Raw genomic sequence first — 25,044 nt, 5'->3', positions numbered from 1 at the left:
TACTTTAATATAGGTTTGCTTTTCCTCGTTCTTATAAGAATAATCGTTGAATATCGTTCCAGGTAACAACGATCATTAATAACATTAACAACGCAAATCCAATAAAATGAACAATACCCTCTTTTTGTGGATCTATTGGTTTACCGCGTACAGCTTCAACTCCGACGAATAATAATCGACCACCATCAAGTGCTGGCAATGGAACTAAATTCACGATACCTAAGTTAATGCTTAATATTGCGGTCCACATTAAGAAGTTCATGAAACCAGTTTGTACAACACGGTCTGTTGCATCATAAATACCAACTGGACCAGATAGCGTTTCAATTGGTAACTGACCAGTAACCAACATCCCCAGATTAGTCAAAATAAGCTTTGTTATCTCATAGGTTTTTGTGATGCCATATTGTATTGTTCCACCGAACGATTTTTCAAAAGCATGGCCCACACCTACTTGACCTATGGTACCGGCAGGTGTTTCATATTCACGTGGGACGACGGTAATATCAACAATTTCCCCTTCGCGTTCCACCTTCATAGAAAGTGACTCTTCGGGATTTTCTTGAACTATTTCGGTGAATTCTTCCCAAGTACTAATCGAATTTCCTTCTACTTCAATTACTTCATCGCCCGATTGAAACCCAGCTTCTTCAGCGGGACTGTCTGGTTGAATTCCATCAAGCATTGCTTCCTCTGTCGGTACTCCTTGAATAAAGCCTAAAAGAAAGAAGATGAAAATGGCTAAAAGAAAGTTCATCATTGGTCCAGCGAACAATTGCATCGCCCGTTTCCCAATGCTTTTAGAAGCAAACTGCCGATCATAAGGTGCTATCTGTGTTTCTTTTTCATCCATTATAAAGAATGCTTTAGGGTCTACGTTAAATCGTAAACGTTCTTCTTCATCTATTTCATAACCTTCGATGATTAAATCATGGTCTAAATCTGCACGCTCTACTTCAATCACACGAGCGTTTGGGTGTTTAGATTTATTATTTACAATGATTTTGTTAACTTTATCTTCATCATTAAATTCAATTCCAATATGATGACCAGGTTTTAATTCCACTATTTCCGGGTCTTCACCAGCAACGCGAACATATCCACCTATAGGAAGTAATCGGATCGTGTAAACAGTCTCGTTTTTTGTAAAAGCAAATATCTTCGGTCCAAATCCAATTGCAAATTCACGAGCCAACATTCCAGCACGTTTAGCAAAAATTAAGTGACCTAACTCATGGATAAACACGAGTAAACCAAACATAAGAATAAACGCAATAACTGTGGTCAAATAAAGCACCTTCCTTTGATAAACATAGGTTGATAACATTTCGATTTATACTGCATCAATTAAGTGTACCCTTTACCTATTAACTGATTCAAGTATTTTGTACAAATGTCTATTTGTTATATGAAATGAATAAAATGCAGCAATGGTAAAACAAATAATAAACTATCTAATCGGTCTAAAATACCACCATGACCTGGAAGAATGTCCCCTGAATCTTTGACACCATAATGGCGTTTAAACGCTGACTCTACAAGGTCACCAATTTGTCCGAAAATGGATACAAGGATCGTTACAGCAATTACGACAATCATGGAAAAGTCACTAAATGATGTTACTAGTTGAAATACGATTCCCACGACTATTGCTAGTAATATTCCACCAAGTGCTCCTTCAATCGTTTTGTTGGGACTAATTTTGGGCCATAATTTCCTTTTACCAAATGCTCGTCCAAAGAAATAAGCAGCAGTGTCAGTTGCCCAAATAACAAGTAAAACATAAAAAATGTTTAATAGGCCTGATAATTGATTTCCATCTCTAGTTTCAATTAAATAAAAGAATCCCATACCTATATATACAGTTGTTAGAAGAATAAACCCAGCATCTTCAAAATTAAATTTATTATTCATTAACACGGTATAGCTTAGTAGCAACATAACGAATAACATGATTATTTCTGATTTGGAAAACCAAACTTCTGTATAAACATCTGCAATAACATTGGGTAACAATAACCATAATAAACCAATTGAAAGAACTGCTGGTATAGAATACTTACCAACTTTCCGCATCCGTAATAGTTCAATCAGAGCAATCGTTGCCATTATATAAACGAAAATGGTAAAGGCATCTCCACCAATTATTACGAGTGGTACAAATACAATTAATGCTAAAATTGCTGTCTGAATTCGTTGCTTCATCTATTATTCAACACCTTAAATACCTCCATAGCGTCTCTTCCGTTGTTGATAATCATGGAGGGCTCTTTTAAAAATTTCCTCACTAAAATCTGGCCATAATACATCCGTGAACCAAAATTCAGCATAAGCTAATTGCCACAATAAAAAGTTACTTAAGCGCTGTTCACCACTTGTGCGTATTAATAAATCGGGATCTGATAATCCTTTTGTATATAAATATTTCGAGAAAGTTTCTTCATCCAATTTATCGATCGATAAATCCGAATTCTCCATATCCGTATACACTTGTTTGATTGCACGCATGATCTCAAATCTACTACCATAGTTTAAAGCAAAGTTTAACAATAAGCCATCATTATCCTTTGTTTGTTCTTTAGCATATTGGATTGCTTCTTTTGTGTGTACTGGTAGTCCATCAAACTCGCCAATTGTATCAATTCGCACATTTTTTTCTATTAATTCAGGTAAGAAAGTATGTAGGAATTCTTTGGGCAATTTCATTAGAAATTCTACTTCAGATTTAGGTCGTTTCCAATTTTCAGTTGAAAAAGCATATAATGTCAGGATTTCAACTTTATAATGTGTAGCAGACCGCACAATTTCTTTAACAACATTCATGCCTTCTTTATGTCCAGCAATTCTAGGAAGTCCACGTTTCTTAGCCCAACGCCCGTTTCCATCCATGATTATTGCAACATGTTTTGGTATATTTGTTGTTTCTACCTTGCATGAATCGTCTGTTTCTTCTTGTTTATTTTTAAAAAAGGGAAGTTTCATTGACATAATTTGTCCTCCGAATACGATTGATTGTGTATATACAATCCTTTCCATGTTCATCAATATGTCGGATAAAAGAATTATATGATTGTTATAGTTATATATGATAAGTTTTCATTATATCATGTTTACTTACTATTATTATAACGATTTAGCAAAAAAACAAAAACCCCCTAAAATTAGGGGGATTATCATGTTGTTTGTAAATGTTATACTTCCATAATTTCTTTTTCTTTATTTTTAGCTATTTTTTCAACTTCATTGATGTTAGTATCTGTTTCTTTTTGCACACTATCCTGTGCATTTCGTAATTCATCTTCTGTAAGATCACCATTTTTTTCAGCTTTTTTCAGCTGATCATTGGATTCACGACGTACATTTCTTACTTGAACTCGTGCTTCCTCAGCATACTTTCCTACTACTTTAACTAAGTCTTTACGGCGTTCTTCAGTTAGTGCAGGAATAGCAATGCGAATAATACTTCCATCATTTGAAGGTGAGACACCCAAATCTGCTTTTTGAATAGCTTTTTCAATATCACCAACTGAAGATTTATCAAATGGTGAGATAAGTAACATTCTAGCCTCTGGAGCGGAAATAGATGCTAATTGGTTTAATGGTGTTGAAGCACCATAATAATCTACATATATACTATCAAGTAATGATGGGTTCGCTCTTCCAGCTCTTACTGTTGCTAGGTTTTTTGAAAATGCTCGTACAGCTTGTGCCATTTTTTCATGCGTTTGATTCAAAATCGCATCAGACATTATTGTTTCCCCCTTATTGTAGTTCCAATTACTTCACCTTGCACAACTCGCTTTATATTGCCTTCATCTGTTATAGAGAATACCACAAGTGGTATGTCATTATCCATACAAAGTGATGATGCTGTAGAATCCATTACACCTAATCCTTCATTTATCATATCAAGATAGGATAGATTCTCGTATTTAGTTGCATCCTTGTTTAATTTAGGATCATCTGTATAAACTCCGTCTACATTATTCTTCGCCATCAGTATAACTTCTGCTTCAACTTCTGCTGCTCTAAGCGCTGCTGTTGTGTCTGTTGAGAAATAAGGATTTCCGGTTCCAGCTGCAAATATGACAACACGCTTTTTCTCTAAGTGACGAATTGCTTTTCTACGAATATATGGTTCTGCAACCTGTCGCATTTCAATTGATGTTTGAACCCTAGTAGGTATTCCGATGTTTTCTAAACTATCTTGAAGTGCAAGTGAATTCATTACTGTTGCAAGCATACCCATATAGTCAGCGTTAGCACGATCCATTCCCATTTCACTTCCAACCTTACCACGCCAGATATTACCTCCACCTACAACTACTGCAACTTCAACACCTAATTCTGCTACACCTTTTATCTGTTCTGCTACAGACTGAACGATTTTTGGATCTAGTCCATACCCCTGGTCTCCGCTTAATGCTTCACCACTTAATTTCAATACAATTCTACGGTAACGTGCTGCTGTCATAATAACCTCCATAGAAATTTTTAATTTTTATATTGCTGTTAGAAAATTCGTCATTCACACGACTTAAGTAGTATATGGCGAATTTTTTCTTTTGTTTAAATCCTTAAGAAAATTTATGCTTTGAGAAAAAGGGAACAACATGTGTCCCCCTTATCTTGTGTTAATACAAATATAAAATTTTGCGTTAGTTTTGTCTAGCTTCGGCTCCTAGCGACTAGCAAATAGGTAGTCCTGATGAACGTACGGAAAGTTCACCGTACTTTTCACATTCCTATCTATTTGTACGTCGCTGACCAGTCGCCTACGCTTTTCTTGTCTAGCTTCGGCTCCTAGCGACTAGCAAATAGGTAGTCCTGATGAACGTACGGAAAGTTCACCGTACTTTTCACATTCCTATCTATTTGTACGTCGCTGACCAGTCGCCTACGCTTTTCTTGTCTATTTATTTATTTGATTTCTAACTTCTTCAGCAAAGTTTTCTTCGCGTTTTTCCATTCCTTCGCCAACTTCATAACGAACAAATGATTTAACTGTTGCACCTTTATCAGCAACGAATTTTTTAACTTTTTGATCTGGATCTTTAATAAAGTTTTGTTCTAATAAGCAAATATCTTCAAAGAATTTACCTAAACGACCTTCGACCATTTTTTCTACGATTTTTTCTGGTTTTCCTTCATTTAACGCTTGTGATTTTAATACTTCACGTTCACGGTTAACTTCGTCTTCAGAAACAGCGTCACGTGATACATGAAGTGGATTAGCTGCAGCAACATGCATTGCAACATCTTTTGCTACCTGCGCATCTGTTGTACCTTCAAGAAGTGTCAAAACACCAATGTTTCCACCCATATGAAGGTATGAACCAAATGAATCGTTATCTGTTTTTGTAAAGATAACAAAACGACGTAAAGAAATCTTTTCACCAATCTTCGCTATAACTGAGTTGATATAAGATTCTACATTGTTTCCTTCGCCATCCATGTCTTGTTGTAATGCTTCTTCAACTGTTGCTGGTTTATGTGTAAGGATGTGATTTCCTAATTTAGTTAAAAGTGATTTAAATTGGTCGTTTTTTGTAACAAAGTCTGTTTCACAGTTAACTTCTAATAATGCAGCAGTGTTGTTATCTACTTCTACATGTGTTAACCCTTCAGCAGCAATACGATCTGACTTCTTAGCAGCTTTTGCTACGCCTTTTTCACGTAAGTAATCAATTGCCTGTTCAATATTTCCATCAGTTTCTGTTAGTGCTTTTTTACAGTCCATCATTCCAGCACCAGTTTTTTCGCGTAATTCTTTAACCATTTGTGCAGTAATTGCCATCATTAATCCTCCTAAAATATATTAAATATCCTCTTTAAAAAAGGTGATAAAAGGCTTTTTCCCCTTATCACCTAGTCATTTACATTACTATTCTTTGTCTGCTTCTACTGGTTCAGCAGCTTCTTCTTCATTTGCAGCTCTTTCAGCTTCTTCATTCTGTTTAACTTCGATGATAGCATCAGCCATTTTAGAAGTAAGAAGTTTTACTGCACGAATTGCATCATCATTTGCTGGGATTACATAATCAATTTCATCAGGATCACAGTTTGTGTCCACGATTCCAATGATTGGAATGTTTAATTTATGCGCTTCAGCAATCGCAATGCGTTCTTTACGTGGATCGATAACGAACATAGCATCAGGTAGCTTTTTCATTTCTTTAATTCCACCTAGGAACTTCATTAAACGATCTTTTTCTTTTAATAAGTCTACAACTTCCTTTTTAGGAAGTACTTCAAACGTTCCATCCTCTTCCATACGCTCGATACTCTTAAGACGAGCAATACGTTTACGGATAGTTTCGAAGTTTGTTAGCGTACCACCTAACCAACGTTGGTTAACAAAGTACATACCAGAACGAGTCGCTTCATCACGAACAGAGTCCTGTGCTTGTTTTTTAGTTCCTACGAAAAGAACTGTACCACCATCAGCGGCGATTTCCTTCACGTATTTGTATGCTTCATCAACCTTCTTAACTGTTTTTTGTAGGTCAATGATGTAGATGCCGTTACGCTCTGTAAAGATGTATTTTTTCATCTTTGGATTCCAACGGCGAGTCTGATGTCCAAAATGTACACCAGCTTCAAGTAATTGCTTCATAGAAATTACTGACATAATAAATTCCTCCTATTGGTTTTTTTCCTCCGTCTGTGTCACTTTTATATAAGGACCCGTCAAAGGCACCTCTTACATAAATCGACAAACGTGTGTGGTTTGTTATATGTTCACGAAACTATAGTGAACATAGTATTTGCACCATGAATTAATATATCATAAGGATTGTAAGCTAGCAAGTCCTAATACTAATTTTTTGCATGTAATTTTACAATTAAGTCCACTTCTGTTTTACCTTTATTCAATTTACGAGCAATTTCCCCACTTGCCAACCCTTGATCATGCAATTGTAGAACCTTAGCCTGTAACGATGTTTCATACTGAACGTCATCATCAACTTCCGGAGCTGTATATGTATCATCTGCTATATGTTCTTGATGTTCTGGTTTTTCTTTAAATTGTGGAATTGGATTTGTCTCACCCTTTGGATTGTATTCTCTTCTATCCAATAGCGTCTCTTCCAGGCGTTTATTTTCTTCCTTAATCTCTGACAAATACAATTCAAAAAGTTCCATCATATCCTGGGATGTGCTTTCCTGTTTAGGTAATTGGGCCTGTTTATATAATTGGTAAATTGCTATAAATGCAACAATGTGTAATAAAAAACTTATGATTAATAAAAATGATGTCATGTAATCCACCTATCCGTGTATATGTGACTGATTTTCTTCATTATATCAACGACATCCCACATTTAAAAATTTACATTGTTTGTATGACAATTTCATTTTTAATTAATTTCATCTGGACGTAGCTGTGCGTGTTGTCAATTTTCCGTTTATATTTACCAAATGTGATCAATACATTTGAATGTACCTGACCTCTAATATACAATGCTGCGGATTCCAAATCACCTAAATGAGAGTCTAAAAGACGTAGTTCCTCGTCAATGTACATGTCTTGTTCTTTCGCTTTTTCAAGAGAATTACGTTGTTTTAGAAGCATAATTCTAATCTTGGGATTTTGTTGGTTCGATTCTATTTTTAGTTTTTCACCAAGCAGGGTTAATTTTTCGATAGTAGTCGAAACTTCCTTCTTTTTAGCTAGTAGCTCTTTTTCCTTGTTATCTATCAACTTATTAATACCAAAAATAATTTCTGTTCTGCTGCTCAAACGGTTCCCAATATCTTTTGCCTCTACGGTTGAACCAGCTGATAATGTTCCTCCGATGATACTGCCTCTCTGACAAAAGACTTGTTTTCCAACTATACAATCACTATGTAAAATTGAATTCTCAACATATAAATCTTTTCCGGTGTAGACCTTACCTTGATTGATGTAACCTATATGCACATTTTCCTTCGCTCTTAACAAGCCTTTCTGTATACCAGCCAATCCCTCTGATATGTAGATAGACCCGCCCGCTTCAATTGTGGACGCTTCAACCATACCAAAAATTTTTATATCGCCTGCAGCTTTAACTTTATAGCCTGGGGGTACATCTCCTCTAATTACTATGGAGCCTATAAAATCGAGGTTACCAATTTTCATCGATAAACTATCTCTTACTTCAAATACGGAATGGACATGTATTTCAAGATTTGAGACACTAATTTGGCCTTCTGTAGTAGCGTAGACCGTGTTGTCTTCTTTTCGAAGCACAACGTTTTTTCCAATTTTTATTCTTGCAGGCTTTCCAGGTTTTGCTGGGATTTTATTACCATAAATACTCATACCTGATTCACCCTTTGAGGGTAAGTGCATGGTAGCTATCTTTTGACCAGTTTTAACAGTTGGTATTGTCATAATATCACGGAAGTTCCAGTTGGATGCTTTAACAATTTCATTGCTAAAATTCAATTCATATTCCACACTTCCATTTACTCCATGTTGCGGATCAGAACCAGTCGCAATAGTGAATGGAAATTCAGATTGATTTGGCTTGGTGGTAAGCAATTTAACAATGTCGTTATCTATTCCATACTTTATTTTGTTTTCATTTAAAAATTGATACACATCTTCTTCCTGAAGCATTATTTCATCATGATACTCATCTGAACAATACAAACTAGCAACAAGATGATCATCACTGACTGTTATGTAAAAGTATGTTTGTAATCGTTCCATGTTGATTCTCCTCGTATTAATCTTCCTAACATACAGTTAATTTAATTTTGCACTTTTGTTAACGTGTTTTTCAGCTTAAAGATTGCTTTTTTATGAATTTGTGAAATCCTGGATGTCGTCAAGTCCAGCACTTGGCCAATTTCAGTTAATGTCAATTCGTCATTATAAAATAAACTTATAACCATTTGTTCGTTTTCATTTAATGATTTTATACTCGTGGCTAGTTCTTTATTGACTTCTTTTGAAATTAAATGATTATCTGGAGATATCGAAGTATCATCAGCAATTGAATATCCAATGCCTTCTTTATGATCACTAAAACCATCTTTTGGCTTCTCTTCTATAGATAAGATATTAGCGAAAAGGGAATCCCTTATATGTGTTTCAACCTCTTGTGCTGTCATGCTTAATTCATTTGCAATTTCACTAGAAGAAGGTTTGCGTTGGTGAATTTGTTCAAGCTGTCCAGAAACCTGTTCGATTTTTTTGGTTTTTTCACGAATTGATCTAGGTAACCAATCTTCTTTTCTAAGTCCATCAATAATAGCACCTCTAATTCGAAACGAAGCATACGTATCAAACTTCAGGTCCCTACTTAGCTCGAATTTTTTGAGTGCATCATATAATCCCATAAAGCCAAAACTTTTCAGATCATCTTTATTTACATTTTTGGGTAGATGGCTTGCTATACGTTCTACATGAAAATTCACTAGATACATATAATTTTTAATGAGTTCATTAGCAGCATCCGGGTCATGACTAGTTAACCAATTGTCCCATAGCTGTTTCTCTAGAGGAGATTTATCCGTTTTCATATTATGTGCTCCTCCCTTTAGTTCCACTTAAGGAAAGTATAAAAGTTTTAAGGAATTAAGTATAAAATAAATTTCGCCATTCACTAATAAAGATAAGGTGAATACCGAGTCTTCATAAGGGGTTTTATATAAAAGCTCTTTTCGTACGCATTGTTACTATTTCATCTTCATGTTGATATATATTGCGACCTAACTTTAGGTTTATTTCCAAAGACATGTGTATTGCTACTGTCCAGGATCGTTCCGGGCGGATGCTTTCCGCGGGCACGGCCTTAGCCTCCTCGAGAAAACCACTCTGCGGGGTCTTCGGACACGTGCTGTTCCCGCAGGAGTCACCGCCCGGAACGATGCTGGACTGGTAAAGCTATTTACGTAAGCATTCTTGGTCATTTCTTTCAGTTATTGGCAAATATTATACCAGCAGCCCGTATACACGTAGACTTCTGCGGGAGGACAGGCATCGGTGAGACTACGCAGTGCGTTAGCACAAGGAGGCTCACCAGCCGCCCGCGAAAAGCGAAGTGTATACGGGCTGCGGCTGCCTTAGTAACTTGTTTCCATTATCAGTACTACAGATCTAACTTAGATAGCAGCTACGTCGCAGTCATATCTATTCTCTAAAAGCAACAATCTTACGAAAACAGCCTATATAAAAGCCTCTCCTTTATGCACAGTACGTACTTTAAGTTTACCTGATTCAGGATCAAATTCAATCGTTCTACCACAACTTCCCCCTACATCTGATGAAACAATAGGTATCTGATGATGAACCAACTTTTCTTCAACCGCTTCTATGTTTCTTGGTCCTATTCGCATCATGGCTGAAGAAGGTGTAAATTGAAACATTTGTGCTCCTCCAGCCAACTTCGCCTGAAGGCCATTCTTTCGTACACCACATGCATATAGTTGATCTACTAAGCTATCAATTGCAGTATCCGCATACTTGTATAAATTTAAATTGTCCTTTTTACCTATTGCTGAATCGGGTAGCATGACATGTGCTAAGCCTGCTACTTCCTTTTGTAAATCATATATGACAACCCCTACACAAGATCCAAGTCCTGATGTTCGTATAATATCCGGAGCAGTTACTATTTTTAAATCAGCAATTCCTACTTTTATTACTGTTTGTGTTTCATTCATGGTTACTAATTCCTAATGATTCAAAGATTTGATCAAACGATTCTGGATCTGGCAGCAGAAAAAACTTACCATTCACACCATTTGATGTTTCCATTTCATTAATGGTTGTATCAATTATGATGGCATAATCCATAACTTGAGAAAGTTCCAATAATCCCACCGTCAATATTGCACCTGCCATATCAATACTTAAAGACGGGACAGATGGTTGCATATTAATACGTGTAAAGTCGGATAATGCAGACAAATAAGAACCTGCTAGAATGTTGCCTACTTCTTGAAGTGCGGAAATTGCGAGTTCACTCGGTGGTTGATCACCAAACAGCCTAAACTGTGAATCTGAAGTGATTTGCCTAACTAGATTCTCCGCTTCAGGGACTGTTAGTATAAAAAAGACAGTCCCTGGTGCGTTCCCTTGTATACGAATCAGAATAGCTACTATTAAATTTTCAGGTCCACCTATCATATCCATCACCTCATCGAAGGCAATAATTTTGACAGATGGTACATGCATATCTATCTTTTTATTTAGTAATTTTGACATCGATGTCGCAGCATTTCCTGCGCCAATATTTCCAATCTCTTGCAGCACATCCAATTGTGTGCTGGATAATCCACTATTAAAATCCATGTTGCATTAACCTTCCACTTTACGTAATGCATCCATTTCATCATGGGAAAGCACTTTTTGTAAATTTAATAAAATCAATAAACGATTTTCTAACTTAGCTACACCATCAATATAATCAACGTCAACAGTTCCAATAACCTCAGGTGCGGGTTCAATAGAGCTCTCAGGAATGTCAATTACATCATTTGCCGCATCTACAATTAATCCTACTTCCATATCATTCATATAGACAATAATAATTCTTGTGGAATCCTGGAAATCAAGTGGGACAATACCAAAACGAATACGCAAATCAATAATTGGTGTAACGACACCTCGAAGATTAATTACACCTTTCACAAAATCTGCAGTTTGTGGTACTCGGGTTACTGGTTGCATACGTTCAATTGAGCCTACCTGTTGAACAGAAACAGCATATTCTTCATCATTAAGTTGAAATACAATTACCTTTTTGTCCAAAATAGTTTGGTTTTCCATTCTTCTTCCTCCTCGTATATGGCGCTTTATCTAATTAATGCATTACTATCGATAATTAATGCCACCTGTCCATCACCTAATATCGTAGCTCCGGAAATCGCAAATGCATTTGTTAAATAGTTACCTAATGACTTTAAAACTACCTCTTGTTGACCAATAAATGAATCTACCACAAGTCCAGCTGTCTTGTCGCCCTTCTTTACAACAACGATTGATACATAGTCCGTATCATTTACTGCCGCATTTGGTACTGAAAAAATATCATTTAAAAATACCAATGGTACAACTCGGCCACGAAAATCAATTACTTTCTTATTATGCGCCTGCATAATTTGATCTTTGTGGATAATAGCCGTTTCAATAATAGATGATAATGGAATTGCATATTTTTCATCTTTTAGTTCTACTAAAAGTACGGACATGATTGATAGAGTCAAAGGTAATTGAATAGAGAAAGTAGACCCTTTGTTTAGTTTTGCATCAATTGTAATACTTCCACCCAGTGATTCAATAGTATTTTTCACCACATCTAAACCAACACCACGGCCGGATATATCAGAAACTGTATCTGCAGTTGAAAATCCACTTGCCATGATAAGTTCATAAACTTGTTGATCTGTTAGGGTTTCAGCTTGACTTTCTGTTATCACATCATTTGAAATAGCTTTATTTAAAACTTTATCCTTATTAATGCCCGCCCCATCATCAGAGATTTCTATAAATACATGATTACCACTATGGTAGGCTTGTAATTTTATCGTTCCTTGTTCTGGTTTTCCTTTTTTCTTTCTATCATTCGGTGCTTCAATCCCATGATCCATTGCATTTCGAATTAAATGGACAAGCGGATCACCAATTTCATCAATAACCGTCCGATCCAGTTCCGTTTCAGCCCCGACAATTTCAATTTCCACATTTTTACTTAAATCACGTGCAAGCTGCCTAATCATTCGTGGAAAACGACTGAAAACTTGATCAACAGGAACCATGCGCATAGTCAAGATAATATTCTGTAAATCACTTGAAACCCTAGACATTCTTTCCACCGTATCCTGTAAATCATTGTGATTTAACTCAGTAGAAATCTGTTCTAATCGTCCACGATCAATCACCAGTTCTTCAAACAAATTCATCAAAATATCTAAACGATCAATATTTACTCTGATTGTCTTGCTGGTATTTTTCTTCGTAACTGTCGGTGTATCTGATTTTTCCTCTAAAGCTGAGCTTACTTGTTCTTCCGCTTCGACATTATCTGTTTGCTTTTCTTTATATGATTGAACTGAAAATGGATGAACAACTACTTTTTCAACTTCTGAAACCTTATTAATACTCGATTCAATATCATTTTTAAAGCTTTCTGATATAAATAAAACAGTGAAGGAATATTCGAAATTTTCTTCTTCCAATTCATTTACAGGAGGTTCTGATTTTATGACTTCACCAAGCTTTTCAAGTACCTCGAAGATCATAAAAACACGCGCTCCTTTTAGAAGACAATCTTCTCTTAACTGCACGGTTATCTCATAATTTGTATATCCTCGTTCAGCAGATTCATTCAATATCGAAAGTTCGAATTCGTCTAACGCTGAAATAGTCTCTAATGAATTCGTTACTTCAGTTTTTTCTGAAGCCTTCGATTTTGTTGCAGCAACGGCTTGATCACCTTTTTCCACTTTTTTTAGAAAATCGATAATTTGTTCTACGTTTCGTTTACCATCTCCGCCACTTCCAATACTTTCGACCATTGCATTTAAATGATCAACAGCTTCAAATAAAATATCCATGGTTTCCGTTTTAATTGTGATTTTTTCATATCTTATTCCATCAAATACATTTTCAAGTTGGTGTGTTAAATTTGCTAAATCATTATATCCCATCGTGGCAGACATACCCTTAAGTGTGTGTGCAGATCTAAATATTTCACCAATAATTGATTTCTCTGTTGGATTCTTCTCGAGTGCCAATAATTGTTTATATAATGATTCAAGATGTTCATTACTTTCATCTATAAACACATCCAAATATTGTGTTGTATCCATATTACATCCCCCCTGATCTCTTCACTAAATTCGTAATCGTTTCTCCTACATGATGTAAATGAACAATATGGTTAACTGTATTTGTTTTCACTGCGGCTTTTGGCATTCCGTACACAATTGACGATTCTTCTTTTTCAGCAATAACGGTAGTTCCTGAATCTTTCCTCTTAAGATATGTAAGCCCTTTCGAACCATCGCTCCCCATCCCTGTTAATACAACTGCAATTTTATTTACATTTGGCACATCAGCTAAAGACTCAAATAAAACATCAACAGATGGCCTGTGACCATTACGTTCAGGCTCTTTTGATAGTTCGATTGCAAACGACGTCCCCATCTTTCTAACCTTTAAATGAAAATTACCAGGAGCTATATATACAGTTGACTTTTGGATGATTTCCCCATGTGATGCTTCTTTTATATGTATCTTAGTCAATGTGTTTAGACGATCTGCTAAAGACTTTGTAAAGCCTGCTGGCATGTGTTGCACGATGACAATTGGTGTTGTAAAATCATCGGGTAAATCAGTTAATACACGTTGCAATGCTCTTGGACCACCGGTAGATGTTCCGATTGCAATAAGCGTATGGGAATGGACCTTTGTAAAAGTTTGATCAACCATTGATTCGCGATTATTATCAGGATTCATATGATATGTTGCCACTTTAGCATTTGACGCAGTTATAACTTTCCTTGTTAGTTCCTGTTTTATTTTTTCAATATCAAGGGAAATGGATCCTGATGGCTTTTGTACAAAATCTACCGCCCCATTAGATATCGCCTGTATGGTTTTAGAAGACCCTTCCTTTGTCACACTTGAAAGCATAATAACTGGAAGTGGATTTGTTTCCATAATATACTGTAGCGTTTTTATACCATCTTTAACAGGCATTTCTACGTCTAAAGTCACTACATCGGGAGACAGCTCTTTTATTTTCTTCAGTCCAACATCGCCGTTTCTGGCAGTTCCTATTACTTCTATCTGCTGATCACTTGATAATAGGTCAGCTATCATTTTTCTCATGAAGGCAGAATCATCTATTACTAAAACACGAACCGGGTGCATAACATTCACCTCTCAGCCAATAATCGCTTCAACCTGCGAACGAATGAAGTATTCTCTTTTTTGTTAATTCTGAATGAATTTTGTGAATAGTTGGCTACGATTTCTTTCAGGGCTCTTGAGATTGCAGCATTTTCATTTAGAATACTGTATGGTATTTGTCTGATTACTGCATTTGACACGGTACGGTCATCGGGCAAGATACCCATTTGATGTATTTCAATATTTAAAAACTGAGATATAACGCGCTGAAATCGATCTAGTGCTTTTTTACCACTTTTATAGGATAAAGAACGATTCATTACTACATATATCGGCATTTTCCCCTGATTGTTTACGATATGTTTAATCATGCCGTATGCGTCTGTTATAGATGTTGGCTCAGGAGTAGTAATAACGATGCACTCATCTGATGCCACAATGAAAAATAAACTTTCATGCGTAGCACCTGCTCCCATATCAAAAATAATATAATCATATAGTTGTACCAATTCGTTGTATTGTTTAAGAAAATATTCTTTTTTAGTATCATCTAATGTAAAAAAATCAGATAATCCATTGCCAGCTGCAATATAGGCTAGATTATTCGGACCTTTTTCAATAATGTCATGAACCGTTATTTGCTGATTAAACATATCTACAATCGTTTTTCCTGCATTTAAACCAAGTAAAATATCGATATTACCCATTCCGACATCCAGATCGAATAGCAAAACCTTCTTCCCCGTTTTTATAAGCTCAAGTGAATAATTTAATGCGAAGTTAGACTTTCCTACGCCACCTTTTCCACTTACAATAGAAATTGTTTTAGCATGCCTCGGGTCTTTAGATTGTTGTAGTTTACGTCGCAAATTCATAGCCTGATCATTATTCACGATATTCACCTACTATATATTCACTAATCTTCACAGGTGAAGGTTTAACTAGATCATCAGGCACATCCTGACCATTTGTCATGTAAGCAATTCCAATTTCATCTCGAAGTGCTATATTAAGCATACTGCCATATTGTCTCGTTTCATCAATTTTTGTGAAAATCAATTCTTTTATTGGAATATGTTTAAATTGGTCACTGATTTTCTGCAAGTCATTCGGTTTTGCTGTTAGAGATAAAACGAGATATGTTTCTATTTCGTCATTAAAATCAATACTTTGTTTCAATTCCTGAACGTATTTTGCATCTCGAAAATTACGTCCCGCAGTATCAACAAGAATCAAATCATAACTAGCAAACTTCTCAATTGCATCCTTATAATCTTTAATATCATAGGCTACCTCTAAAGGAACATCTAATATTTTGGCATATGTTTTTAACTGTTCAATGGCAGCAATTCTATACGTGTCTGCAGTTATAAAAGCTACCTTTTTATGATCCTTCAGCATACTTTCCGCTGCAACCTTGGCAATTGTAGTAGTTTTCCCAACCCCTGTTGGACCAACGAAGTGAATAATTTTTTTGTTATAAGTTATTCCTTCAAAAGATAGTGGTTCAAGTCGGTTAGAAATCTCCTTCATTGTATCCCTGAAAATGACATGCTGTTCCAGGTCTTCTTCCTTATTTTTTGCGTGTAAGTTAATAACCGTATGAACAATTTCTGATGCCAATGAATCAGAAATTTCCTGGTCTATTAAATGTTGATAGACAATTTTATATTGCGGACTAAAATTAGTCTCAACTTGTTGGTTTTGGATCTCTAGTAATTTCTTCAACTGCTTAATTTCATTTAATACATGCTTATCTGTTGTTGGTTGATCCATCTGAATTTTATTACGTGATTCTAAATCCGGTAGTTCATTTTGGGGCTTTGATTTAGGTTGCGTTGGCTGTGGATCAAGTGCAGCAATTACTTCGATATTCCTTTTTTTTAAAAAGCCAAAAAAGCTACCATTCCTTACCTCTTTTGAATTTAATATAACTGCGTCTGCACCCAACTCTTTACGAATTTGATGCATCGCTTCGGGCATTGTTGCTGCTACATATTTTTTTACTTTCATGCTACATTCACCACCCCTACACTTTGAACTTGTACATTTGGCTCAAGCTCGTTATATGATAATACAACTACTTGTGGTAAGAATCGTTCAACCAACTGTTTGATATATATTCTTATTGCTGGAGAACATAATAAAATAGCTGTATCTTCCTGTAACGCTATTCTCTCTACCTCTGCACTAACTACTTTAAGGATTGATTGCTGTGAATCTGGATCAAGCGACAAGTAATTTCCATGTTCTGTTTGCTGTATATTCTCAGCTATCATCTTTTCAACAGCTCCAGAAACGGTAATAACCTTTAATGTCATGTCACCGTCTGCATATTGTTTCGTGATTTGTGGTGATAAGGATTGTCTAGCATACTCTGCTAATAAATCCGTATCATTGGTCATTTTCGCAAAATCAGCTAATGTTTCAAAAATAATTGGTAGATTACGAATAGAAACATTTTCTCTTAATAATTTAGCTAATACTTTTTGTACATCCCCAAACGACAATGGCTCTGGTGTTACTTCGTCTACAAGAATCGGATAGCTTTCTTTTAAATGGTCAATCAATTGTTTCGTTTCTTGACGACCTAATAATACGTGTGCATGCTTTTTAATCACTTCTGTAATATGCGTAGAGACTACAGAAGGAGGATCAACAACAGTAAACCCTGATAACTCAGCCTCATCTTTTACCTCTTCACTTATCCATTTAGCAGGTAACCCAAACGCAGGCTCCTTCGTATCAATTCCATCTAAACTCTCGTCATCTATTCCAGGTGTCATTGCCAAATAGTGGTCAAGTAATAGCTCACCAAAGGCAACCTCATTCCCTTTAATTTTCAATCGATATTCATTTGGATTCAATTGAATATTATCACGAATACGTACGACAGGAATCACAATACCAAGCTCAATAGCTAGCTGGCGACGAATCATAATTACTCTATCAAGCAAATCACCACCTTGACTCGCATCCACAAGCGGTATCAGTGCATATCCAAATTCAAATTCTATTGGATCCATATTTAATAGATTTACCACATTTTCCGGAGCCTTCATCGACGAACTCTCTGATTGTTCCTCTTCCTCTATATCAGGTTCCTCAACTTTATTAGCTTGTTTTAGAAGCATATAGCCACTAAGCGATAAAAGACCTGCAAGTGAAGTAGTTAGCAAAAAGTTGATCGGAGTTAACCCAAGTAAAAAAATAGCTCCAGCAGCAATAAAAAGCAGTTTAGGATATTGTAATAACTGACCGGACACATCACTACCTAAATTACCTTTTGATGAGGCGCGAGTTACGATTATACCTGTTGCGGTTGCGATTAATAATGCTGGAATTTGAGCAACTAATCCATCACCAACCGTTAAGCGCATAAATGTATTTAGTGCTTCTTGAAACGACATATCCATTTGAACCATACCTATAATGAGTCCAAATATAATGTTCATAATTACAATAATGATTCCAGCAATTGCATCCCCTTTAACGAATTTACTGGCCCCATCCATTGCCCCGTGGAAATCCGCTTCATTTTCTACTTTCTCGCGGCGTTCTTTGGCTTGTTGTTCTGAAATTAAACCGGCATTTAAGTCAGCGTCAATACTCATTTGTTTTCCCGGCATAGCATCTAAAGAAAATCTAGCTGCAACTTCAGATACACGTTCTGCGCCTTTTGTAATTACTAAAAATTGAATAATAACCAGGATGATAAATACAACAAAACCAACCAATGGATTACCACCAATTACGAATGAACCAAAGGTTTCGACTACCCCTCCAGCATGGCCTTCGGATAAAATTGCTCTTGTCGTTGAAACATTTAATGCTAAACGAAATAAAGTTAACAGCAATAATAGGGATGGAAATATAGAAAATTGTAATGCATCTTGAGTATTCATAGCTACTAAAATAACAATGAGTGCCAGAATAATATTACACAAAATAAGAATACTTAATAGCCATCCCGGTAATGGAACAACTAACATTGCAATTATTAGAATTACACCTAACAATACCGATAAATCTCGTGCCTTCATGGATGTCACCCCTTTTACTGTTAAACCAATTACTGCTAAACTTTTTTCTCTAACCGATATACATACGCTAAAACTTCAGCCACTGCTTGGTAATATTCCTCAGGGATACTACTACCAATCTCGATCGCCCCATACAGTGCTCGCGCCAACTGTCTATTTTCAACTGTCATAACGCCATTATTCTTGGCAATTTCCTTAATCCTAAATGCTAAGTGGTCTACTCCTTTTGCAACAACAAAGGGGGCACTAGCTTTACTTTCATCATACTTAATTGCAATTGCATAATGTGTTGGATTGGTAACAACTACATCGGCTGTAGGAACCTCGCTCATCATACGCCGCTGAGACATTTGTCTTTGTTTTTCTTTTATCTTGGATTTAATTAAAGGATCACCTTCAATATTTTTGTGTTCATCCTTTATATCATTCTTTGACATTTTAATGTTTTTCTCAAAATCATACCTTTGATAGGCATAGTCAAAAACTGCAATAAATAACAATGCGAAAGCTGCTGCAAATCCCATTATTACTGTACTATTACCAAAAAAGGCTAAAGACATTTCCACTGTCTTAAAGGAGAGCATCATCATCTCGTCTTTATATAACCAAATTATCCAAAACGTAATTACCCCTATAAAAACGATTTTCAATAATGATTTAGCGAGTTCCACTAAAGCACGAAGAGAAAATATTCTTTTTGCCCCTTGAATGGGGTCCAACTTTTTCAAATCCATTTTCAACGGTTCAGCTGTAAATAAAAACCCGATTTGAGTGAAGTTTGCTGCTAAACCAGCGACAATGGCAATTCCCATTATTGGTGCTATGATTTTTGCCATTTCTATTGTTCCCTCTACAAACACCTGATGTACACTGGTTTCAGTGACATCCCAATGAATATACTCTGTAAAAGACGTTTTATATAATGCTTCTAGACTTGTTCCCATGGTATCGCCAAAAATAAATAGAATTAAGAAACAAAAAAATAATAGAAATGCAGTATTAATATCCTGACTTTTGGCGACCTGGCCTTTTTTCCTAGAATCCTGTCTTTTCTTGGGAGTTGCTTTTTCCGTCTTTTCACCTGCAAAAAATTGTAGATCCAATTTTAATTGCATGTTAAGCACCTCCCATTAGTTGCATTAAACCATGCATTGCATCAAACATTGTTTCGAATAAACTCTTTACCAACACCATATATAAACTTAAGAAAAATATAATTGCGATAAAGCTAACTAATATTTTTAATGGCAATCCGACTACAAACACATTTAATTGTGGAACAGTTCTAGCAATAATTCCAAGCGCTACATCTACTAAAAATAAACAACCTACAATCGGAATCGCCATTTGAAAGGCAATAATAAACATTTTATTAAAGGTTTCGATAATAAAATCAACAAAGGACCCATTCTGAAATGGTACAAAAGCATCTATGGGAATTAAATTATAACTATAAAAGATTCCATCTATTAATAAATGGTGACCATTAACCGATAATAAAAAGAGTAGGGCAATAATATAAAAATATTGACCCGTTAATGGGGTTTGTGTTCCTGTTTGAGGATCAATGACACTCGCAATCGCAAAACCCATTTGAAAATCAATCAACCCACCAGCAATATGAATTGCAGCTAGTATAATATAGGCAAGAAGCCCAATAAACAATCCGACAATTGCCTCTTTTGCAAGCAGCAAAATAAACGTGCCATCAATCGGAATGAAGGATGACTCAACCGTATAAAACATGATGAACGATAGAAAAAAACTAAATCCGATTTTAAAATGCGTTGGTATAGTTTTATATGAAAATAGTGGTAATGCAACAAAAAAGGCTGTAACTCGAACAAATATTAATAAAAAAACAGGTAGACTTGCAAAATTAATAATATCTAACATAATTTACCCGACGAACTGATTTAGGTTTTGAAATAAATCAGCTGTAAACTCAATCATTGTCGTTAACATCCAGGGACCAAAGAATATTAAACCAACAAAAACCGCTACAATTTTCGGAATAAATGCAAGTGTTTGTTCCTGTATTTGTGTTGTTGCCTGAAAAATACTTACTAATAATCCAATCGCAAGTGCCAATATAAGCAATGGACCAGTGACGAGTAAAATCGTATATACGCCTTTTTCTGCTAGTGTTAAAACAAACTCACTACTCATTCAAACCAACCCTTTTTAGAAACCCTCCGCATGGAGAAATTTTTCTTTTACTTAAATCCTTTATTTCCTTGGTAAAGAGGTAAACTATTTCACCCCATATATAACTCCACATTAAAATCCCTCTAGTAAAGAATGGGTTATGAGGTACCAGCCATCTACTAAAACAAATAGCAATATTTTAAATGGTAATGAAATCATAACTGGTGGTAACATCATCATCCCCATGGACATAAGAACACTTGCAACAGCCATATCGATTATTAGAAAAGGAATAAAGATCATAAAACCCATCTGAAAGGCTGTTTTCAGCTCACTGATTGCATAAGCTGGTACGAGTGTAGTCATAGGTATGTCTTGTACTGTTTCAGGCTTTTCCATTTCTGCATAATTCATGAATAAAGCTAAGTCCTTTTGCCTCGTATGGGATGCCATGAAATCCTTCATCGGCGCACTTGCACGATCATACGCTTCATCCAACGATATTTCTTCATTGAAAAGCGGTTGTAGAGCTTCTTCATTAACCTCTTGAAATGTTGGTGCCATAATGAAAAAAGTTAAAAACAAAGCCAATCCAATTAGCACCTGATTCGGTGGCATTTGTTGTGTTGCGAGTGACGTTCGAACAAAAGATAGCACGATAATAATTCGTGTGAAACTAGTCATTAATATCAATATACTTGGCGCTAATGATAAAACAGTTAATAATAATAACAATTTTACCGACGTTGCAACAGATGAGGGATCTGAATCAGAAAACATATTTACAAATTCATTCATGCTTTTCACCTTTTCGCTTATGGTGATTAATCATTTTTTTTCGACCACTTTTTAATTTATCCAGCTCTGATGCGAATAGATTTTTAAATTCATTCTTTGTTTGATTCGTTGCACCCTCATCATTTTTCTTTTGTTGAAATAAAGACGTTACCAAAGATCCAGCTTGGAATTCATTAGTTTGATTTCTATGTAATAATTCCTCTTTTTCATCCTCATTTGTGATTTCATGTAACAATTCAACATTTTCACCAACACCAACCACATAGATTCGATTTCCAATACGAATGATTTGAATCGATTTATTCTGCCCAACTGAAATTCCGCCAATGTTTTCTAATGCTTTTACTTGATTAAAAATTTTATTTCGCTTACTCAAAAATTTTAATAATAAATAAATAAGTGCTAGAACGAGAAGTAATGCAAAAAACATTTTGATTAAATCAAATGTTAAAGATCCATTGTTGTCCTCACTTGCATCTATATTCGTTGCTTTAGAATTTTCATTTTCCAACTCTTGACAATCAATATTTCCATCGATACATTCCTTCGCATTTGGCGCAGCAGAAACCTCTGAAATAAATCCAAAACCGAAACAGCACATTACTAAACAAAGATAAATACTGATTTTTTTCAACAACATACTCACTCGCTTCTTAGTCTAAAGCCTTTTGTATCGCTTCTATTACACGGTCTGCTTGGAATGGTTTAACAATAAAGTCCTTTGCTCCAGCCTGAATAGCATCAATAACCATAGCTTGTTGTCCCATCGCAGAACACATAATTATTACTGCTTCAGGATTTGTTTCTTTTATTTTCTTTAGTGAAGTAATCCCATCCATTTCAGGCATTGTAATATCCATTGTTACTAGATCCGGTGTTAATTCATTATATCTTTCAATTGCTTCTGCGCCATCTTGCGCTTCGCCGACTACCTCAAAACCATTTTTACTTAAAATATCTTTTATCATCATGCGCATGAAAGCTGCATCATCTACAATTAAAATACGTTTTCCCATGTGTTATTCCCCCATTATCTATTATTTAAGTTTCATAAGCCTTTCTGACTGACTAATGATGTCTGTTACACGAACTCCAAAGTTCTCATCAATAACAACAACTTCACCCTTAGCTATTAACTTTTCATTAACAAAAATATCTACAGGTTCACCAGCTAATTTATCCAGTTCGATAATTGATCCTGAAGATAAATCTAATATATCTTTTATCGTTCGTTTTGTACGACCAAGTTCTACTGTGACCTTTAACGGAATATCCAATAGTAAATCCAGATTACGTTGTTCATTTTTACTTAGTTCCACTTGTTCAAATGTAGAGAATGAAGCTTGATGTACATCATTTGAGGATTGGCTCACATTTTCACCTAAATGTTGTTGTTTAGGTTGTTGAACTGGTTCTTGAACATGATGTTGCTTTTGCTCGTTGTTATTTTGTCTTTCTGACTGTTCAACTGTAGCAGCAGCTTGTTCTTCGTTTGTTTCTTCTTGTGAATTATTCATTAACTCATCAACAAGTTTATTTGCAAATGGAATTGGGATTAATTGCATAATATTTGAATCAATTAATGTTCCAACCTTAAGCTGAAAGGAAACTTTAACAAAAACCTTATCTTCCCTATCTATTTCAGCATCCACGCTATTTTCAGCATTCTGTTGTTTAATGACTGGTGGTGAAATATCTACTTTCTTACCGAAAATCGTAGACATGCTAGTTGCTGCTGCGCCCATCATTTGATTCATCGCTTCTTGTACAGCACTAATATGGATATCATTTAATTCTTCTAATGGATTTGTTCCATCACCGCCAAGCATAATATCTGAAATGATCGATGCGTCTTCAGATTTTATAACAAAAACGTTTTGACCAATAAAACCTTCTACATATTTCACCTCAACACTTACATGATTAAAGGTAAATTCATTTCGAATATCCTCTTGTTTGATCACAGAAACTTGTGGTGTTGTAATCTCCACTTTTTGATTTAATAATGTGGAAAGTGTCGTTGCAGAACTACCAAATGAAATATTACCAATTTCACCGAGTGTATCCTCTTCCAAGCTAGTCAGGTAATTGGACGTATCGATACTGGCTGTATTTTCAATCTCATCCTCATCTTCTGACCCTACTTTCAATAATGCATCTATTTCATCCTGGGAAAGCATGCCATCATTCATCATCCCTGTTTCCCCCCTCAATTTCTTCTAATACTTGTACCGAAATTTTATTTCTTACCTTACCAGGCTGTACATAAAACTTAGGTTCATCATTAATTTGCAATGTTAACGGATCGTCAATAGCCTGATTTAAACCAATGATATCGTTAGATTGTAAGTTTAATAGTTCATCTATGCTAATAGATGTTTGACCCAATATTGTTTTAGCTTCTATTTTTGCTAGCTTTATATTTTCTGTAAGCTTGTTGTATGATTCTGGGTCTCTATTTTTGGTTGTCGTTTGCATCCAGTAGTGAACAGATAGCTTAGGAATAATCGGTTCGAGAACAATATGTGGAATACAAATGTTAATTAAACCACTTGACTCTCCGATAGTAGTATTTAACGATACAATAACTACTGTTTCATTAGGAGAAACCATTTGTAAAAATTGCGGATTCACTTCAAAGTCTTCCAAAATTGGATCAATTTCTATTATGGATGACCATGCTTCTTGTAAATTAACAATCGCCTTTTCAAAGAGCTGTGACATAAGTATCGTTTCAATTTCTGTCAGATTATCCACCTTATTGACGCTGTTTCCTTTTCCTCCTAAGACTCGATCTAACATACTATAAGCAATGTTAGGGTTAACCTCCATCAGTATGCGACCTTCTAAGGGAGCCACACTAAATATATTTAAAACAGTCATCTTAGGGACAGAACGAATAAATTCTTCATAAGGAATTTGATCAACTGATGCAACAGAGATATTCACATACGTTCTTAATTGGGCCGAAAAGAACGTCGTTAACAAACGAGCATAATTTTCGTGTATCCTGGATAAACTTCTAACCTGGTCTTTAGAGAAGCGTAGCGCCCTTTTAAAGTCATAGACTCGAACTTTCTTCTCTTTTTCTTCTTTTTTTAATTCCTCAGCATTCATCTCACCTGATGAAATAGCCGATAACAATGCATCAATCTCATTTTGCGACAGTACCTCTTCCACGTAAAAACCTCACCTCCATAATGG

General features: G+C 35.6%; 26 protein-coding genes. All 26 read right to left on the bottom strand.

Annotated features, from left to right (window positions below):
• Positions 1-31: 31 nt before the first annotated feature.
• A complete protein-coding gene (gene rseP, locus LG329_RS00720) occupies positions 32-1,288 on the bottom strand; it encodes an RIP metalloprotease RseP (RefSeq protein WP_404452655.1) in 1,257 nt (418 codons plus the stop codon).
• A 116-nt stretch (positions 1,289-1,404) separates the two neighbouring features.
• Positions 1,405-2,205 carry a phosphatidate cytidylyltransferase gene (locus LG329_RS00715; protein ID WP_404452654.1) on the bottom strand — a complete coding sequence of 267 codons (801 nt, stop codon included), beginning with the start codon at positions 2,203-2,205 and terminating at the stop codon, positions 1,405-1,407.
• Positions 2,206-2,220: 15 nt separating this feature from the next.
• The gene (locus LG329_RS00710) at positions 2,221-2,988 is read right to left on the bottom strand and encodes an isoprenyl transferase (protein ID WP_404452653.1); all 768 of its coding nucleotides are present in this window, start codon (positions 2,986-2,988) and stop codon (positions 2,221-2,223) included.
• A gap of 203 nt (positions 2,989-3,191) precedes the next feature.
• Entirely contained in the window at positions 3,192-3,749 is a 558-nt protein-coding gene (gene frr / locus LG329_RS00705; protein WP_404452652.1) for a ribosome recycling factor, read from the bottom strand.
• Entirely contained in the window at positions 3,749-4,474 is a 726-nt protein-coding gene (gene pyrH, locus LG329_RS00700) for a UMP kinase (protein WP_404452651.1), read from the bottom strand. The genes frr and pyrH overlap by 1 nt, the downstream gene beginning before the upstream one ends.
• Positions 4,475-4,912: 438 nt before the next feature.
• Positions 4,913-5,797 (bottom strand): translation elongation factor Ts, encoded by an 885-nt coding sequence (gene tsf / locus LG329_RS00695; protein WP_404452650.1) that lies wholly within the window; start codon positions 5,795-5,797, stop codon positions 4,913-4,915.
• A gap of 87 nt (positions 5,798-5,884) precedes the next feature.
• Entirely contained in the window at positions 5,885-6,631 is a 747-nt protein-coding gene (rpsB, locus tag LG329_RS00690) for a 30S ribosomal protein S2 (RefSeq protein WP_404452649.1), read from the bottom strand.
• Between the two features lie 188 nt (positions 6,632-6,819).
• Entirely contained in the window at positions 6,820-7,263 is a 444-nt protein-coding gene (locus LG329_RS00685; RefSeq protein ID WP_404452648.1) for a DUF6115 domain-containing protein, read from the bottom strand.
• 70 nt (positions 7,264-7,333) lie between these two features.
• Positions 7,334-8,698 (bottom strand): DUF342 domain-containing protein, encoded by a 1,365-nt coding sequence (locus LG329_RS00680; RefSeq protein WP_404452647.1) that lies wholly within the window; start codon positions 8,696-8,698, stop codon positions 7,334-7,336.
• A 41-nt stretch (positions 8,699-8,739) separates the two neighbouring features.
• Positions 8,740-9,513 carry a FliA/WhiG family RNA polymerase sigma factor gene (locus tag LG329_RS00675; RefSeq protein ID WP_404452646.1) on the bottom strand — a complete coding sequence of 258 codons (774 nt, stop codon included), beginning with the start codon at positions 9,511-9,513 and terminating at the stop codon, positions 8,740-8,742.
• Between the two features lie 645 nt (positions 9,514-10,158).
• Positions 10,159-10,656: a chemotaxis protein CheD gene (locus LG329_RS00670; protein ID WP_404452645.1), complete on the bottom strand. Its 498-nt coding sequence runs from the start codon at positions 10,654-10,656 to the stop codon at positions 10,159-10,161.
• Entirely contained in the window at positions 10,649-11,287 is a 639-nt protein-coding gene (locus LG329_RS00665; RefSeq protein WP_404452644.1) for a chemotaxis protein CheC, read from the bottom strand. Before LG329_RS00665 ends, LG329_RS00670 begins: the two co-directional genes overlap by 8 nt.
• 6 nt (positions 11,288-11,293) lie before the next feature.
• Entirely contained in the window at positions 11,294-11,764 is a 471-nt protein-coding gene (locus LG329_RS00660) for a chemotaxis protein CheW (protein ID WP_404452643.1), read from the bottom strand.
• Between the two features lie 26 nt (positions 11,765-11,790).
• Positions 11,791-13,806, bottom strand: coding sequence for a chemotaxis protein CheW (locus LG329_RS00655; RefSeq protein ID WP_404452642.1), 2,016 nt, complete (start codon positions 13,804-13,806; stop codon positions 11,791-11,793).
• 1 nt (position 13,807) lies between these two features.
• Positions 13,808-14,872 carry a chemotaxis response regulator protein-glutamate methylesterase gene (locus LG329_RS00650; RefSeq protein ID WP_404452641.1) on the bottom strand — a complete coding sequence of 355 codons (1,065 nt, stop codon included), beginning with the start codon at positions 14,870-14,872 and terminating at the stop codon, positions 13,808-13,810.
• Positions 14,873-14,877: 5 nt separating this feature from the next.
• Positions 14,878-15,744: a MinD/ParA family protein gene (locus LG329_RS00645; RefSeq protein ID WP_404452640.1), complete on the bottom strand. Its 867-nt coding sequence runs from the start codon at positions 15,742-15,744 to the stop codon at positions 14,878-14,880.
• Positions 15,737-16,864 carry a flagellar biosynthesis protein FlhF gene (gene flhF, locus LG329_RS00640; protein WP_404452639.1) on the bottom strand — a complete coding sequence of 376 codons (1,128 nt, stop codon included), beginning with the start codon at positions 16,862-16,864 and terminating at the stop codon, positions 15,737-15,739. Before flhF ends, LG329_RS00645 begins: the two co-directional genes overlap by 8 nt.
• A complete protein-coding gene (flhA, locus tag LG329_RS00635; protein WP_404452638.1) occupies positions 16,861-18,894 on the bottom strand; it encodes a flagellar biosynthesis protein FlhA in 2,034 nt (677 codons plus the stop codon). Before flhA ends, flhF begins: the two co-directional genes overlap by 4 nt.
• Positions 18,895-18,929: 35 nt before the next feature.
• Complete coding sequence (gene flhB / locus LG329_RS00630) at positions 18,930-20,009, bottom strand: flagellar biosynthesis protein FlhB (protein WP_404452636.1); 1,080 nt, start codon at positions 20,007-20,009, stop codon at positions 18,930-18,932.
• Between the two features lies 1 nt (position 20,010).
• A complete protein-coding gene (gene fliR / locus LG329_RS00625) occupies positions 20,011-20,790 on the bottom strand; it encodes a flagellar biosynthetic protein FliR (protein ID WP_404452635.1) in 780 nt (259 codons plus the stop codon).
• A gap of 3 nt (positions 20,791-20,793) precedes the next feature.
• Positions 20,794-21,063, bottom strand: coding sequence for a flagellar biosynthesis protein FliQ (gene fliQ, locus LG329_RS00620; RefSeq protein WP_404452634.1), 270 nt, complete (start codon positions 21,061-21,063; stop codon positions 20,794-20,796).
• Between the two features lie 111 nt (positions 21,064-21,174).
• The gene (fliP, locus tag LG329_RS00615; RefSeq protein ID WP_404452633.1) at positions 21,175-21,840 is read right to left on the bottom strand and encodes a flagellar type III secretion system pore protein FliP; all 666 of its coding nucleotides are present in this window, start codon (positions 21,838-21,840) and stop codon (positions 21,175-21,177) included.
• Positions 21,833-22,480, bottom strand: a complete 648-nt coding sequence (gene fliO, locus LG329_RS00610; protein ID WP_404452632.1) for a flagellar biosynthetic protein FliO — start codon at positions 22,478-22,480, stop codon at positions 21,833-21,835. The genes fliP and fliO overlap by 8 nt, the downstream gene beginning before the upstream one ends.
• Before the next feature lie 13 nt (positions 22,481-22,493).
• Positions 22,494-22,856, bottom strand: a complete 363-nt coding sequence (locus LG329_RS00605; RefSeq protein WP_404452630.1) for a response regulator — start codon at positions 22,854-22,856, stop codon at positions 22,494-22,496.
• A 21-nt stretch (positions 22,857-22,877) separates the two neighbouring features.
• The gene (fliY, locus tag LG329_RS00600; RefSeq protein WP_404452629.1) at positions 22,878-24,035 is read right to left on the bottom strand and encodes a flagellar motor switch phosphatase FliY; all 1,158 of its coding nucleotides are present in this window, start codon (positions 24,033-24,035) and stop codon (positions 22,878-22,880) included.
• Complete coding sequence (fliM, locus tag LG329_RS00595) at positions 24,025-25,020, bottom strand: flagellar motor switch protein FliM (RefSeq protein WP_404452628.1); 996 nt, start codon at positions 25,018-25,020, stop codon at positions 24,025-24,027. Before fliM ends, fliY begins: the two co-directional genes overlap by 11 nt.
• Positions 25,021-25,044 lie beyond the last annotated feature (24 nt).

Origin of the sequence: Virgibacillus necropolis, from assembly GCF_044793635.1 — a bacterium.
GTDB lineage: Bacteria > Bacillota > Bacilli > Bacillales > Amphibacillaceae > Virgibacillus_F > Virgibacillus_F necropolis_A.
This window is presented reverse-complemented; position numbering and strand designations above follow the sequence as displayed.